The following is a 13921-nucleotide window of genomic DNA, read 5'->3' on the forward strand; positions in this document are numbered from 1 at the left end:
ATCCACCTGTACGAGGTGGCGCGCGAGATGGGGATCGGCCTGGCCGACATCCAGCGCCACTTCCCCAACAAGGACGCCATCGCGGAGGCCTGGTTCGACCTCGCCGATGCCGCGCTGTTGCGGCTGGCGCAGACGCCCGGCTGGCTGCAGCTGCCGGTGCGCGAGAGGCTGCAGGACGCGTACACCGAGTGGCTCGAAACGCTGGCGCCGCACCGGCGGATCACGCGCGAGATGCTGGGCTACAAGCTGCAGCCGGAGCACGTGCACCTGCAGGTGCGCGGCGTGCTGCGCATCAGCGACACGGTGCAGTGGATCCGCGAGGTGGCGATGGTGCCGGAGGTGGGCTGGCGGCGCGAGACGGCGGAGACCGTGCTCACGACGATCTTCCTGACGGTCTTCACGCACTGGCTGTTCGACGGCTCGCCGCAGGCGCGCCGCACGGAAGTGCTGCTGGAGCGGTTGCTGCGGATGGCGGACTTCGCAGCGAGGATTCCGGTGCAGCTGCCGCGATGGGAGCGGCGCGCGCGGTGAGCAGGCCGAAATCGCTGGGCTTTCGCTGTCGCTCCAGCGCCAGCCTACGAGACGGCGCCTCGCCACGTGGCTACACCCGTACGCTGGGTGTTGAGCCGCGCTTGCACCCGTAGGCTGGTGCTGAGCCGCGACAGCGCGAAGCCCAGCGATGCGCGAGCGCAGCGGAGCGCTGGGCTTTCGCTGTCGCTCCAGCGCCAGTCTACGAATCCGCCAGCCCGCGCCGCAGCCCTTGCTAGTTGACCCCCAGGTAAGCCTGCCGGATGTAGTCGTCCGATCCCAGCTCCGCGCTGCTGCCGCTGCGGCCTACCTGGCCGTGCTCCAGCACGTAGACGCGGTCGGCCACGCGCAGGGCCGACTGGGCATCCTGTTCCGCCATCAGGATCGCCGTGCCGCCGGCCTGGATGCGCTTGATGGCGTCGAAGATCTCCACCTTCAGGCGGTGCGCGATCCCGACCGAAGGCTCGTCGAGCAGCAGCAGCGCGGGCCGTCCCATCAGCGCGCGGCCGATCGCCACCATCTGCTGCTGCCCGCCGGAGAGCGTGCTCACCACCTGGGCACCGCGCTCCTTCAACACCGGGAACAGGCGATAGACCTGCTCCAGGTCCTCCTGCACCTGCGCGCGGTCGCTGCGCAGCCACGCGCCCAGCATCAGGTTCTTGAGCACGGTGAGCTCGGGAAACAGCCGCCGCCCTTCGGGGCAATGGCAGATGCCCTTGCCCACCACCGCGTGCGCGGGCAGCTCCTGCAGCGACTCGCCCTTGAACGTGAGGGTGCCCGACGAAGGCTGGGCGCGCGAGATCGCTTTCAGCAGCGTGCTCTTGCCGGCGCCGTTGGGGCCCAGCACGGCGACGAACTCGCCCGGCGCCACCTGCAGCGACACGTCCTCCAGCGCCACCGCCTTGCCGTAGGCCACCGAGAGCTGGCGCACCTCAAGCAGCATGGGCGGCCTCCGCCACGTCCGCGTCGCGGCCGATGTAGGCCTCGACCACCGCGGGATTGCGCACGATCTCCTCCGGCGTGCCCTGCGCGATCACGGCGCCGAAATCGAGCGCGATCACGCGCTGCACCAGGCTCATGAACTCGCGCAGCTTGTGCTCGATCAGCACCACGGTGAGCCCCTCCTGCGCGTGCACCTGGCGGATCAGCGCCGAGAGTTCGGCCATCTCGCCGCTGCCCAGGCCCGCGAAGGGCTCGTCCAGCAGCAGCAGGCGCGGCCGCGCGGCGAGCGCGCGGGCGATCTCCAGCCGGCGCTGGTCGCCATAGGACAGCACGGCCACCGGCACCTCTTCGCGCCCCGCGAGGCCCACGCGCGCCAGCAGCTCGCGCCCGCGCGCCTGCAGGTCGGCGCCGCGTTCGCGCTGCAGGCCGAGCGCGCCGACCACCACGTTCTCCAGCACCGTCAACCCGGCGAAGGGCCGGCAAAGCTGGAAGGTGCGCGAGATGCCGCGCGCGGCGATGCGGTACGGCGGCAACCCCAGCAGGCTGTGGCCGTCGAACACGATGCGCGCGCCCGGATCGGGCGGGATGAAGCCGGTCAAGAGGTTGTAGAGGGTGGTCTTGCCGGCGCCGTTGGGGCCGAGGATGCCGACGATCTCGCCGCGCCGGATCGTGCAGGCGAAGTCGCGCAGCGCGTGCAGGCCGCCGAAGCGCTTGTTCAGGTTCTCGACTTCCAGCAGTGCACTCATGCGCGCTGCTCCATCGCATCCGAAGCCACCGGCACCAGCGGCTCCTTGCCCTTGCGCCGCAGGAGCGAGCGCAGCTTCTTCCACACCGGCGCGACCAGCCCGTGGGGCAGGAAGAACAGGATCAGGATCAGCGCGCAGCTGTACACCATCAGCCGCCATTCGCCGAACTCGCGCAGCAGCTCCGTCAGCAGCACCAGCAGGATCGCCCCGCCCACCGGGCCGTAGATGGTGCCCATGCCACCCACGTAGACCATGGTGATGATCGTGATCGAGGTGACCACCGCGAACAGCTGCGGGCTCACCTGCAGCTGGTAGTGCGCGTACATCGCGCCGCCGGCGCCGGCGCAGGCGGCGCTGATCACCAGCGAGGCGATCTTGTAGAAGGTGACGTTGATGCCGGCCGCCTGGCAGGTGGCCTCGTCGCCGCGGATGGCACGCAGGATCAGCCCCCAGTGCGAGCGCGCCAGCGCCAGCAGCAGCACCGTCATGAGCACCAGCGTGCCAAGCACGAAGTAGTAGAACCCGAGCTGCGAGCGGATCAGCGGCTCGAGGCCGTTGATGCCTTCCTCCCCACCCGTGTACTCCCAGAAGATCAGCATCAGCCGCTGCATGATCACCGCGCCCGAGAGCATGGCGAGCGCGAAGTACGGCCCCTTCAGGCGCAGCGTCGGCAGGCCGATCAGCAGCGCGAACAGCACCGAGACGAGCATGCCGGCCGGCAGGCTCCACCACGCATTGGCGCCGAAGCTGGTGTTCAGGAAGCCGGCCGTGTAGGCCCCGACGCCGATGAACAGGCTGTGGCCGAAGTTCTCGCGCCCCGTGAGGCCGGACATGAAGTCCCAGCTCACGGCCCAGATGCCGTAGATCGCGCTGACCGTCAGCACCCCGATCAGGTAGTTGCTGGGAAAGACCAGCGGCAGGAGCGCCATCGCACCGACCAGGACGGCGGCGGCGGCGAGGTCGAGGCGGTGGCGCAGCATGCGGGCCCTCTAGAAGGCGGCGCGGCGGCCGAAGATCCCCGCCGGCCGCACCACCAGCATCAGCAGCGTGGCGAGCACCGAGACGATCTCGGTCCACGAAGTGGAGGCCGCGTAGGCCACGATGGTCTCGGCGTAGCCCAGCATCAAGGCGGCGATGATGCTGCCGGGAATGGAGCCGAGGCCGCCCACCACCACGATGGCGAAGGCCTTCACGATCGGCAGCAGCCACATGGTGGGCTGCACGCTCAGGAAGGGCCCGGCCAGGATGCCGGCCGCCGCCGCCAGCCCCGCCGAAATCCCCATCACGACGGAGAAGATCCGGTCGCTCGGGATGCCGACGTACTGGGCCGCCTGCGCGTCCTGCGAGATGGCGAGGATGGCCGAGCCCAGCCGCGTGTGCTGGATGAACAGCCACAGCGCCGCGATCACCATCACGCTCACCGCCAGCGCCAGCAGGCGCGAGCCGGCCACGTCGACGCCGCCGATCGTGACCTTGGCATCGACGAAGCCCGGCACGTTGCGGTACTCCGAGCCGAAGGTGAGGAACAGCGCCTGCTCCACCACCAGCGCCACCGCCAGCGTGATCATCAGCACCGCCAGCTGCGACGAGCGCATCGGCCGCACGAACACCCGCTCCACCGCCACGCCGAACAGCGCCACCGCGGCGATCGACGCCAGCGCGGCGGGCAGCAGCGGCCACTTGAGCGAGGACGTGAGCCAGTAGGCGCCGTAGGCCCCCAGCGCGTAGAAGGAGCCGTGCGCCAGGTTGAGCACCCGGGCCACGCCGAAGATCAGCGTGAAGCCGACGGCGAGCATCGCGTAGATCGCGCTGCTCACCGCCCCGACGATCAGGATTTCCAGCATGGACGTTGGGCGTTGAGCGTTGAGCGTTGAGCGTTGAGCGTTGAGCGTTGAGCGTGGGTGTTGGCCGGTTCCATACGCCAAACGCTCAACGCCCAACGCCGAACGCCGAACCTTCTATTGCTTGATCCAGCTCGGGTACTTGAAGTCCGCCGTGCGCTGCGTCTTCGGGTACACCACCTCGCGCTTGCAGCCGTCGCGCCATTGCGCCAGCAGGAAGGACGGGCCCTTGTAGCTGGCGTTGCCCGGCTTGACGTCGTGCGTCTCATCGAACTGGATGATGCCCGGAATGCCGGTGTAGTTGGTCTTCTCCAGCTCCTTGATCACCTTGGCGGCGTCGGTGCTGCCGGCGCGCTTGACCGCATCGGCATAGATGTAGACCGCGTCGTTGGCGCCGAAGGCGGTGTAGACCGGCGAGCGGTTGGTGGCCTTCTTGAACTCGTCGAAGAAGGGGATGGTGCGCGGCGTGAGCGGCGCGCGCACGGCGAAGTTGGCCGCCATCTCGCCGACCGACTTGGCGCCGATGCGGTCGCAGAAGTCGCCGTCCATGCTCTTCACGTCGATGCCGCCGTAGGGCATCGGGAAGCGGGCGTCGTGCCACTGCTTGGCGAAGGTGTCGCTGGAGGCGTGCGACAGGATCACCACCAGGTACTGCGCGCCCGAGTCCTTCACCTTGGAGAACAGCGGCGAGAAATCGGCCGTCTGGGTGTCGAAGAACTCGGTGACGCGGATGTCGGCGCCGGCCTCGGTGGCGCCCTTCTTCAGCACGGGCACCAGGTCCTGCACCCACTTGGCGTTCTCGCCCACGATGGCGATCTTGCTGATGCCCAGTTCGCCCTTGACGAAGTTGGAGATGAAGCCGGTGAGCTCGCGCGCCTGGTTGGCCGCGTTGATCGGCCCGACGCGGAAGATGTACTTGTAGTTGTCGTAGTCCTGCTTGACCTTCTGCGTGATGGCCGGCGAGGCGGCGCCCACGCCGAGGTAGATCGTCTTGGCGGCCGAGATGTGCGGCAGCTGCGCGAGCGTCACGCCGCTGGTGTAGCCGCCGATCAGCACGTCGACCTTCTCGTCGGCGGTGAGCTTCTTGATCGCGCTGATGCCGGTCTCGGGGTTCTCCGTCTCGTCGGCCACCACCATCTCGAGCTTGCGCCCGAGCACGCCGCCCTTGGCGTTGAGGTCGTCGATGGCGAGCTTGATCGCGTCCTGCGTGTCGCGCCCCACCTGCAGCTGCATGGCCGTGGGCACGCCGATGCGGATGGGCTTGCCCTGCGCGAAGGCCGTTGGCGCGGCCAGGCCCAGCGCGAGCGTGGCGGCACCGAGTGCGATGGCGGCGCGGCGCGGGAAGGAAGCGGGAAGAAGGCCGGAGTGTTCTGCAGGCATGGCGGAGCTCCTGGACGACATTGGAGCCGCCATTCAATCGAATTTCGTCCGGTCGGGACTACAGGGGTATCCCGGGGCGGGTTGCAAGGCCCTGCCGGGCCGTGGCCGCGCCCCGGACCACATCACTCCCACACGTAGCGCACGCCGACGAAGGCGGTGCGCGGCGCCGCAGGGCCGATGAAGCGCGCGGCCTGCGCTTCCTCGCCGGGCGCGAGCGGCCGGCCCGCGGGGAAGAAGTCGAGGTTGCCGACCGCGGCGCTGGCGAAGCGCTTGTCGGTCACGTTGTTGACGCGCAGCCAGGCTTCCCAGCCCCGCGCGAACTGCCAGTTCGCGCGGGCGTTCAGCACGCCGTAGCCCGCCACCCGACCCAGCTCGGGCCGGGTGCCGCTCTCGTTGCCCGCCACCACCTGGCCGCTGGCCGCCAGCAGGTCCAGGCCCAACCGCAGCTGCGGCAGCACGCGCCAGCCCACGGCCAGCTTCACCACGTTGCGCGGCACGCCTGCCATGCGGGTGCCGGAGCGGAAGGTGTTGGGCGTGTCCTCCGTGCTCAGGGGCCCCGGCAGCACGCCGCTGGACTGGAAGGTGGCGTCGACGTGGGTGTAGCTCGCGAGCCAGTCCCACTGGCGGTAGCGGCCCTGGGCTGCGAGTTCCAGGCCCTGCCGGCGCGTGCGGTCGATGTTGGTGAAGAAGCCCTCCTGCGACACGCCCGAGCGCACGAACAGGATGTCGTCGCGGTTGTCGGTGCGGAACACCGCGGCCGACCACTCCACGTTGGCGCCGGCGCGCCCGCGCACGCCCGCCTCGTAGGTCCGGCTGACCACCTGCTTCAGGAAGGGATCGGCCTGCAGCCCCGTGGGCAGCACGCAGGGCTGCTCGGGATCCGCGCAACCGAGCTCCAGCGAGGTGGGCACGCGGTTGCCCTGCGCGGCATTGCCGAACAGCACGAGGCCGTCGCGCACCGTGTAGCTCGCGCCCAATGCGGGGTTCAGCTTGCGGTAGCGGAAGGACTCGTCGGCCGCCTCGTCGGGGTGGCCCAGCGTGTTGCTGACGTGCACCACGTTCCAGCGCAGCGAGGGCGTGAGCTGCAGGCGCGGCGACAGCTTGACGATGTCGGCCGCGAACAGGGCGTAGCGGCGGCTGCGCCCGCGCAGGGCCACCTCGTGCACGTCCTCCGCGCCCGCGACCGGCAAGGTGTTGCGGCGCGCGTCGAACACCGCCTCCTGCGAGAACTGGTCGTGGCGCACCCGGTTGGCCGCCAGTTCGGCGCCGAGCGTCAGCTCGTGCATGCCGAAGCTGCGGTTCCACTGCAGCCCCAGGCCGGCCTCCTCCTGGCGCGAGCGGCTGCGGTTGAAGACGGCCGGCGGCGGGCCGCCGACTTCATCGTCGTCGTCATCATCCTCACCGTCGTCATCGTCGTCGTCCTCGATGTCGCCGTTGATGCCATCGCGGCGGCTGCCGCGCAGCCAGGCCTGCAGCGAGAGGGTGGTCTGGGGATCCAGCGCGTGCGTGCCCTGGAACGTGAGCAGCGCATCGCGGCTGCGCGTGCGGTCCGGGGCGGTGTAGACGGCGCGCCAGTCCACCGCGGCCAGCGACTCGTTGAGCAGGCCGTTGCCGGTGAGATTGCTGCCGGCCACCAGCAGGCTCACGTTCCAGTCGGTGTCGGCCTGCCGCCGCCCGTACTTGAGGAACACGTTGCCCAGCTTGCCGGGCGAGCGATCGCGCCAGCCCTCTTCGTCGAACAGGGTCGCGGCCGCGAACAGGTGCGAGCCCTCGGCGTTGCGCCAGCCCTGCGCCACGTCGAGCCGCTTGCGTTGGCCGCTGCCGAAGGAGAACTCCGCCTCGCCGCCGGGATGCGTGAGGCCCGACTTGGTGCTCAGCACCAGGGCGCCGGCCAGCGTGTTCAGGCCGTACAGCGGGTTGGAGCCGGGCACCAGCACCAGGTCGGCGATCGCGGCTTCGGGCAGCAGGTCCCAGCTGACGACGTCGCCGAACGGCTGGTTCATGCGCACGCCATCGAGGTACAGCGACAGGCCCTGCGGCGTGCCGAGCAGCGGCGACAGGCGCTGGCCGCGGTAGAGGATGTCGACCTGGAACGGACTGCCCTGGACCTCGTTGGCGATCACGCCCTGCAGGCGCTGGTTCATGAACTCGGGCAGGTTGGTGGCGCCCGAATCGCGCCGTTCGGCCTCGTCGGCCTCCTGCGCGTTGCCCGGATAGAGCGTGCGCGGGATGCCGAATCCCGGCAGCGGCGCCTGGCGGATCACGCGCACTTCGGGCAGGGTGGGAACGGGGGCGTCCTGGGCCCAGGCGGAAGCCGAGAGGGCGCAACAGACGAGCAGTGCAAGACGACGGTGGAGCTGTGTCATGGTGGCCGCTGAGCCTATCGACTCGCCCGGCCGTGCACAGGGAAGATTTCCCGCCGCGGGTTCGGACTGTCCCTAGAGGGACGCGGCGGAAGGCTCGATCAGCCCGTGCCGCAAGGCCAGGTGGACCAGCGCCGCGGGCGTCGCGAGACCGAGCTTGTCCCGGATCTGCGACTGGTGGTTGGCCACGGTCTTGGCACTGAGCTTGAGCAGGCGCGCGATCTCCGCGACGCTGCGGCCCTGCGCGAGCAGGCGGAAGATCTCGTGTTCCTTGCCACTCAGGCTGGCCAGCCGGCGCGCGTCCTCGGCCAGTGCGGCGCGCCCCTGCACGATGTCGGCGCTGAGGTAGACCTGCCCGCCATGCGCCCTGCGAACCGCCTGCACCAGCACCTCGGGCTGGCTGCTCTTGGTGACGTAGCCGCAGGCGCCGCATTCGAGCGCGCGCTGCGCCACCAGCGGATCCTCGTACATGCTGAACACCAGGCAGCGCGCGGCCGGCGCGCGCTCGCAGATGCGCATCAGCAGCGTCATGCCGCCCGCACCGCGCATGGCGAGGTCCACCACCGTCACGTCCGGCGCCTGGCGCGTCCAGAGCCGGAAGCCCTCCTCCGCGTCCTCGGCCTCGCCGACCACGCGCAGGTCTTCGCTGCGTTCGAGGAAGCGCCGGTAGCCTTCGCGCACCACGGCATGGTCGTCGACCAGCAGGATGCGGATCATGCGGGCACCTCACCGCTGGCCGACGGTGCACCCGGCACCGCCGGCACGCGCGCGGCGACGCGCAGGCCGCCCTGCGGCGAGGCAGCCAGCTCCAGGTGGCCGCCCAGCGCGGCCATGCGTTCAGCCATGCCGAGCAGGCCGAGGCCGCCTTGCGGCGCGCGGTTCGGCAGGCCGCGGCCGTCGTCGTCCACCGTCAGCAGCAGGCTGTCGGTGCCCCGCTCCGCCGCCAGCGCGAGCTGCACGTGCACGGCGCCGGCATGCCGGGCCACGTTCGTCAACGCCTCCTGCGCGACGCGGTACAAGGCCACCCGGATCTCGTCGGCGACGCCGTCGCAGGCGCCCTCGACCTGCACGCTGCAGGCGATGCCGTGGCGGCGCGACCAGCCGCCGGCCAGCGCATGCAGGCTGGCTTCGAGGCCGAGCGCGTCCAGCACGGGCGGCCGCAGCCGCGTGAGCATCTCGCGCACGCCGCCGTGCAGCCGGTCCACGGCTTCGCGGATCGCCCGCGCGCCGCCGGCCACGCCGGGCAGGCCGCGCGCTCGCGCTTCGTCCTCGATGCCGGCCGCCTCGACGCGGATGGCCACGCATTCCTGCGCCAGCTCGTCGTGCAGTTCGTGTGCGATGCGGCGGCGTTCGTCCTCCTGCAGCCGCAGCAACTGGCGCGCCAGCTCGCGGTTCTGCTGCACGGCCTGCTGCATGGCCCGCTCCGCCGCGAGCCGCGCGCGCATCTCGCGCGAGCGCTCGCGCAAACGCCGCCAGCCGAACCAGGCGAGGCAGGCACTGAGCACCACCAGCGTCAGGAGCAGTTCGTCGAGCTGCCAGGATTCGTGGCGCTCGGTCCAGCTGGCGAGTCGCTCGGTGAGCTCGACCTCGGCGGCGAAGAGGAAGAAGAGCGCCGGGACGATCGTGACCACCACCACGTCGCCCACCACTGCGGACCGCGGCGCCAAGCGCGCGGGGGCGGGAGGAGGCTGCAGGGCGGGCATGGGGTGCGGCGGCCGGGCTGGCCGATTCTCTTCGGCCCGCAGGCGCCGCCGCGATTGGGGGCTACCCGCCCCAAGCGTCCGCCTCCTACAAACTGCCGAGAAAGCGCGGCCGCACAGTGGCGGCCTCGATGGGAGCACCGGAAACCTCACCTACCGCGATCCAGATCCTCGGCGCCGTCCTGTTCGGCATCGCCCTCGTCCACACCTTCACCGTCAAGCACTTCGAGCGCCTGGCGCACCGCTATCCCGCCCATGCCGGGCTGTTCCACCTGCTCGGCGAAGTGGAGGTCGTGTTCGGCTTCTGGGCCATGGTGCTGATGCTGCTCGTGGCGCTGCTGGCCGGGCCCGGGGTCGCGCTCAACTACGCGGAGTCGCGCCAGTACACGGAGCCGATGTTCGTGTTCGTGGTGATGGTGGTGGCCGCCTCGCGCCCGATCCTGGAGGGCGTGCGGGCCGCCACGCACTGGGCCGCGGAGTACTTCCCGGGCGACGCCGCGATGCTGCGCGTGTGGTTGTGCCTGGCGCTCGTGCCCCTGCTCGGCTCCTTCATCACCGAGCCGGCGGCGATGACGATCGCCGCGCTGACGCTGGCGCCGCAGATGTTCCGCCGCGAGGTTCCGGAACTGCCGAAGTACCTCGCGCTCGGCGCCCTGTTCGTCAACGTCTCGATCGGCGGCACCCTCACCTCCTTCGCCGCCCCGCCGGTGCTGATGGTCGCGTCCACCTGGGGCTGGGACACGCCGTTCATGGCCCGCACCTTCGGCTGGAAGGCCGCTGTCGCCGTGCTGGTGAACGCCACCGTGGTGACGGCCCTGGTGCGGCGGCACCTGGCGGCGGATGTTGCGGCCGAGGCGACCGAACCGCGCGCGCCCTTGCTCGTGATCGCGATCCATGCCGTCTTCCTGGCGGCCATCGTGGTGCTCGCCCACCACCCGGTCGCCTTCCTCGGCCTGTTCCTGCTGTTCCTCGGCTACGCGCGTGCCTACGAACGCTACCAGGCGCCGCTGATCGTGCGCGAGGCGCTGCTGGTGGCTTTCTTCCTGGCCGGCCTGGTGGTGCTGGGCGGCATGCAGGACTGGTGGCTGCAGCCGATCGTGTCCGCGATGTCGCCGACCACGCTGTTCTTCGGCACCGCAACGCTCACGGCCTTCACCGACAACGCAGCCCTGACCTACCTCGGTTCGCTCATCCCCGGCATCTCCGACGAAGCGAAATACGCGCTGGTGGCCGGCGCGGTCGCGGGCGGCGGCCTGACCGTGATTGCCAACGCGCCCAACCCCGCCGGCGTGGCCCTGCTGCGGGAAGGCTTCGCCGACGGCACCATCGGCGCCGGCGGCCTCGCGCTCGGCGCCGCCTTCCCCACCGTGGTGGGCCTCGTGGCCTTCGCGCTCCTGTAGCGAGCGGCGGACGATGCCCCCGAAAAGGACTACGCGATGGAACTGATCGTCTCGGCCGGCGTGATCGCGGCCATCGTGCTCTGGGGCATCGTCGCGCCCCGCAACCTGGGCGACGTGTTCGACACGGCCCTGGCCGCGATCACCCGCAACTTCGGCTGGTTCTATCTCTGGATCGTGTTCGGCCTCGTGCTCCTGAGCGTGGTGCTGGCCGTCACCCGTTACGGCGAGTTGAAGCTCGGAGGCGAAGACGAGGAGCCCGAGTTCTCGGCCGGCGCCTGGTTCGCGATGCTGTTCGCCGCCGGCATGGGCATCGGCCTGGTGTTCTGGGGCGTGGCCGAACCGGTCTCGCACTACGGCACGCCGCCGCCCGGCATCGCGCCGGGCACGCCCGAGGCCGCCAACGCCGGCATGCTGTACAGCTTCTTCCACTGGGGCCTCCATCCCTGGGCCGTGTACAGCATCGTCGCCCTGGCCATCGCCTTCTTCCAGTTCCGCCGCGGCCAGTCCGCCCTGGCGAGCACCGCGGTGCGCTCGCTGCCGTGGCGGCCGATCGCGGCGCTGGGCCCGCTGGTGAACATCCTCGCCATCATCGCCACCGCGTTCGGCGTGGCGGCCTCGCTCGGCATGGGCGCCCTGCAGATCAACAGCGGCCTGCGTGCCGTCGTGGGCCTGCCGGTCGGAGCGGCGTCGCAGGTCGGCATCATCGTCATCACCACGATCCTGTTCGTCGTCTCGGCGGTCACGGGGGTCACGCGCGGGATCAAGTGGCTGTCCACCTTCAACCTGGTGCTGGCGGCGCTGCTGGCGCTGGCGGTGCTGCTGTTCGGCCCCACGATCGCCATCATCGACACCTTCACCACCACGCTCGGCAGCTATCTCTCCGACTTCATCCGCCTGAGCCTGCGCATGACGCCGTTCCGCGACAGCACCTGGGTGGGCGGCTGGACGATCTTCTACTGGGCCTGGTGGGTCTCCTGGGCGCCCTTCGTGGGCCTGTTCATCGCGCGCGTCTCGCGCGGCCGCACCATCCGGGAGTTCATCCTGGGCACGGTGGCGGTGCCGACGCTGGCCGGCTTCCTGTGGTTCGCAGTGTTCGGCGGCACCGCGCTGAACCTGGAAATCATGCACGACGTCCCGATCGCCGAAGCGGTGAAGGCCGACGTGTCCACCGCCTTGTTCGCGCTGTTCGACGCACTGCCCCTGTCCCGCATCCTCTCCACCGCCGCGACGGTGCTGGTGCTGGTCTTCTTCGTCACCTCGGGCGATTCGGCCACGCTGGTGCTGGCCATGATGAGCACGCAGGGTGACGAGAACCCGCCGGCGCGCGTGAAGATCATCTGGGGCGCGCTCGTCGCCGGCATCGCGATCACCCTGCTGCTGGCCGGCGGCCTGCAGGCGGTGCAGACCGCCACCATCGTGTTCGCGCTGCCGTTCACCCTGGTGATCATCCTGATGGCGGTCGCCCTGTGGCGCGGCGTGAAGGAAGACTGGACGGAGGAGATGCGGCGCGAGCGCGCCATGCGCCGGCGGCTGCGCGAGCTGTCCGGGCAGGTCCCGGCAGAGATCCCCCGGACGCCGCCGACGCCGTGAACGCGCGCAAGGCAGGCCTGCCTGCCGCGGACGTCTCACTGTGCCCGGCGCTTCAAGTCCATCAGCCGCAGGATCATCGGCGTGAAGATCAGCTGCATCGCCAGCCCCATCTTGCCGCCCGGCACCACGATGTTGTTGGGGCGGCTCATCCAGGAATCGTGCAGCATGGAAAGCAGGTAGGGGAAGTCGATGCCTTTCGGGTCCGCGAACCGGATCACCACCATGGATTCGTCCGCGCTCGGGATGTCCTTGGCGATGAAGGGATTGCTGGTGTCCACCGTCGGCACGCGCTGGAAGTTCACGTGGGTGCGGCTGAACTGGGGGCAGATGTGGTTCACGTAATCGGGCATGCGGCGCAGGATCGTGTCGACCACCGCTTCCTGGCTGAAGCCGCGCAGCTTCTGGTCGCGGTGCAGCTTCTGGATCCACTCCAGGTTGATGATCGGCACCACGCCCACGAGCAGGTCGACGTGCCGCGCCACGTCCACCCCGGGGCCGACATAGCCGCCGTGCAGGCCTTCGTAGAACAGCAGGTCGCTGCCGGGGGCCATCCGGGCCCACGCGGTGAAGGTGCCGGGCTCGCACCCCGCATGGGCGCCCTCGCCGGCATGGACGTAGCGGCGGCACTGGCCGGCGCCCGTTTCGCCGTAATCGGCGAAGGTGCGCTCGAGTTCCGCCAGCAGGTTGGCCTCGGGCCCGAAGTGGCTGATCGGCGCGCCCTGCCCCGCGTCGGCGAGCCGGATGCGCTCCCGCATCGCCGCGCGGTCGAAGCGGTGGAAGGAATCGCCTTCGATCACCTGGGCCGCGATGCCCTCGCGCCGGAAGATGTGCGAGAAGCTGTTCATCACGGTGGTGGTGCCGGCGCCGGAGGAGCCGGTCACGGCGATGATGGGGTGCCGCACGGACATGGGTCGGTCCTCTGGATCTCGATGGTCACCGGGCCAGGGCTTCGCGCCGGTACAGCGAGCGCTCGTTGAACAGCGGCGAGAGGTAGGGCCGGTCCGCCCCGCTGTCATGTTCCAGGTGGTAGCGCGCGATGCGCTCCACCTCGCGGCGCGCGCCGAGGATCACCGGCACCCGCTCGTGCAGGGAGGCCGGCTGCAGCGCCAGCAGCCGTTCGCGCCCGGTGCTGGCCGCGCCGCCGGCCTGCTCCACCAGCATCGCGACCGGATTGGCCTCGTACAGCAGGCGCAGCCGCCCGGGGCGCCGGGGCTCCCGGCTGTCGCGCGGGTACATGAACACGCCCCCGCGCATGAGGATGCGGTGCACCTCGGCTACCAGGCAGGCGATCCAGCGCATGTTGAAGTCGCGGCCGCGCACGCCCGCGCGCCCGGCCTCGCATTCCGCCACGTAGCGCTGCACCGGCGCTTCCCAGAAGAGCTGGTTGCTGGTGTTGATCGCGAACTCCCCGGTGTCGTCCGGGATGCGCAG

Annotated in this window: 12 protein-coding genes and 1 pseudogene; 3 read left to right on the forward strand and 10 right to left on the reverse strand. The window is 70.4% G+C overall.

Going from position 1 to position 13921, the window contains the following annotated elements; genetic code table 11:
• On the forward strand, nt 1–531 hold a 531-nt coding region (locus VFM98_RS06940), incomplete at its 5' end, for a hypothetical protein (protein ID WP_325109178.1).
• A 232-nt stretch (nt 532–763) separates the two neighbouring features.
• On the opposite strand, the gene VFM98_RS06945 is transcribed toward VFM98_RS06940, so the two are convergent.
• The 8 genes from VFM98_RS06945 to VFM98_RS06980 form a co-directional block, all read right to left on the reverse strand.
• On the reverse strand, nt 764–1471 hold the full coding sequence (locus tag VFM98_RS06945; protein WP_349256096.1) for an ABC transporter ATP-binding protein: 708 nt from the start codon (nt 1469–1471) through the stop codon (nt 764–766).
• Nucleotides 1461–2216 carry an ABC transporter ATP-binding protein gene (locus tag VFM98_RS06950; protein WP_325109179.1) on the reverse strand — a complete coding sequence of 252 codons (756 nt, stop codon included), beginning with the start codon at nt 2214–2216 and terminating at the stop codon, nt 1461–1463. The genes VFM98_RS06945 and VFM98_RS06950 overlap by 11 nt, the downstream gene beginning before the upstream one ends.
• Complete coding sequence (locus VFM98_RS06955) at nt 2213–3196, reverse strand: branched-chain amino acid ABC transporter permease (RefSeq protein ID WP_325109180.1); 984 nt, start codon at nt 3194–3196, stop codon at nt 2213–2215. Before VFM98_RS06955 ends, VFM98_RS06950 begins: the two co-directional genes overlap by 4 nt.
• Nucleotides 3197–3205: 9 nt before the next feature.
• Nucleotides 3206–4060 carry a branched-chain amino acid ABC transporter permease gene (locus VFM98_RS06960; RefSeq protein ID WP_325109181.1) on the reverse strand — a complete coding sequence of 285 codons (855 nt, stop codon included), beginning with the start codon at nt 4058–4060 and terminating at the stop codon, nt 3206–3208.
• 114 nt (nt 4061–4174) lie between these two features.
• Nucleotides 4175–5437, reverse strand: a complete 1263-nt coding sequence (locus tag VFM98_RS06965; protein WP_325109182.1) for an ABC transporter substrate-binding protein — start codon at nt 5435–5437, stop codon at nt 4175–4177.
• 122 nt (nt 5438–5559) lie between these two features.
• Nucleotides 5560–7803 carry a TonB-dependent receptor gene (locus tag VFM98_RS06970; RefSeq protein ID WP_325109183.1) on the reverse strand — a complete coding sequence of 748 codons (2244 nt, stop codon included), beginning with the start codon at nt 7801–7803 and terminating at the stop codon, nt 5560–5562.
• A gap of 72 nt (nt 7804–7875) precedes the next feature.
• Nucleotides 7876–8517 carry a response regulator transcription factor gene (locus VFM98_RS06975; RefSeq protein ID WP_325109184.1) on the reverse strand — a complete coding sequence of 214 codons (642 nt, stop codon included), beginning with the start codon at nt 8515–8517 and terminating at the stop codon, nt 7876–7878.
• Nucleotides 8514–9467: a sensor histidine kinase gene (locus VFM98_RS06980; protein WP_325109185.1), complete on the reverse strand. Its 954-nt coding sequence runs from the start codon at nt 9465–9467 to the stop codon at nt 8514–8516. The genes VFM98_RS06975 and VFM98_RS06980 overlap by 4 nt, the downstream gene beginning before the upstream one ends.
• A gap of 164 nt (nt 9468–9631) precedes the next feature.
• On the opposite strand from VFM98_RS06980, the gene VFM98_RS06985 reads away from it, so the two are divergent.
• Complete coding sequence (locus VFM98_RS06985; RefSeq protein WP_325109186.1) at nt 9632–10900, forward strand: putative Na+/H+ antiporter; 1269 nt, start codon at nt 9632–9634, stop codon at nt 10898–10900.
• Nucleotides 10901–10936: 36 nt separating this feature from the next.
• On the forward strand, nt 10937–12490 hold the full coding sequence (locus VFM98_RS06990; protein ID WP_325109187.1) for a BCCT family transporter: 1554 nt from the start codon (nt 10937–10939) through the stop codon (nt 12488–12490).
• A gap of 35 nt (nt 12491–12525) precedes the next feature.
• Here the strand turns inward: VFM98_RS06990 and VFM98_RS06995 are convergent, their stop codons facing one another.
• Both VFM98_RS06995 and VFM98_RS07000 read right to left on the reverse strand, forming a co-directional pair.
• On the reverse strand, nt 12526–13398 hold the full coding sequence (locus tag VFM98_RS06995; RefSeq protein WP_325109188.1) for a phosphoribulokinase: 873 nt from the start codon (nt 13396–13398) through the stop codon (nt 12526–12528).
• Between the two features lie 25 nt (nt 13399–13423).
• Nucleotides 13424–13921 (reverse strand): annotated as a pseudogene (locus VFM98_RS07000) (class 1 fructose-bisphosphatase); the annotation flags it as partial.

The sequence above is a fragment of the Ramlibacter sp. genome, from assembly GCF_035706265.1.
Classification (GTDB): domain Bacteria; phylum Pseudomonadota; class Gammaproteobacteria; order Burkholderiales; family Burkholderiaceae_C; genus Ramlibacter.

Coding starts and splice junctions, on each gene's coding strand:
- VFM98_RS06960 (WP_325109181.1), bottom strand. CDS start 4,060: ATGCTGGAAATCCTGATCGTCGGGGCGGTGAGCAGCGCGATCTACGCG.
- VFM98_RS06975 (WP_325109184.1), bottom strand. CDS start 8,517: ATGATCCGCATCCTGCTGGTCGACGACCATGCCGTGGTGCGCGAAGGC.
- VFM98_RS06985 (WP_325109186.1), top strand. CDS start 9,632: ATGGGAGCACCGGAAACCTCACCTACCGCGATCCAGATCCTCGGCGCC.
- VFM98_RS06970 (WP_325109183.1), bottom strand. CDS start 7,803: ATGACACAGCTCCACCGTCGTCTTGCACTGCTCGTCTGTTGCGCCCTC.
- VFM98_RS06965 (WP_325109182.1), bottom strand. CDS start 5,437: ATGCCTGCAGAACACTCCGGCCTTCTTCCCGCTTCCTTCCCGCGCCGC.
- VFM98_RS06950 (WP_325109179.1), bottom strand. CDS start 2,216: ATGAGTGCACTGCTGGAAGTCGAGAACCTGAACAAGCGCTTCGGCGGC.
- VFM98_RS06995 (WP_325109188.1), bottom strand. CDS start 13,398: ATGTCCGTGCGGCACCCCATCATCGCCGTGACCGGCTCCTCCGGCGCC.
- VFM98_RS06990 (WP_325109187.1), top strand. CDS start 10,937: ATGGAACTGATCGTCTCGGCCGGCGTGATCGCGGCCATCGTGCTCTGG.
- VFM98_RS06955 (WP_325109180.1), bottom strand. CDS start 3,196: ATGCTGCGCCACCGCCTCGACCTCGCCGCCGCCGCCGTCCTGGTCGGT.
- VFM98_RS06945 (WP_349256096.1), bottom strand. CDS start 1,471: ATGCTGCTTGAGGTGCGCCAGCTCTCGGTGGCCTACGGCAAGGCGGTG.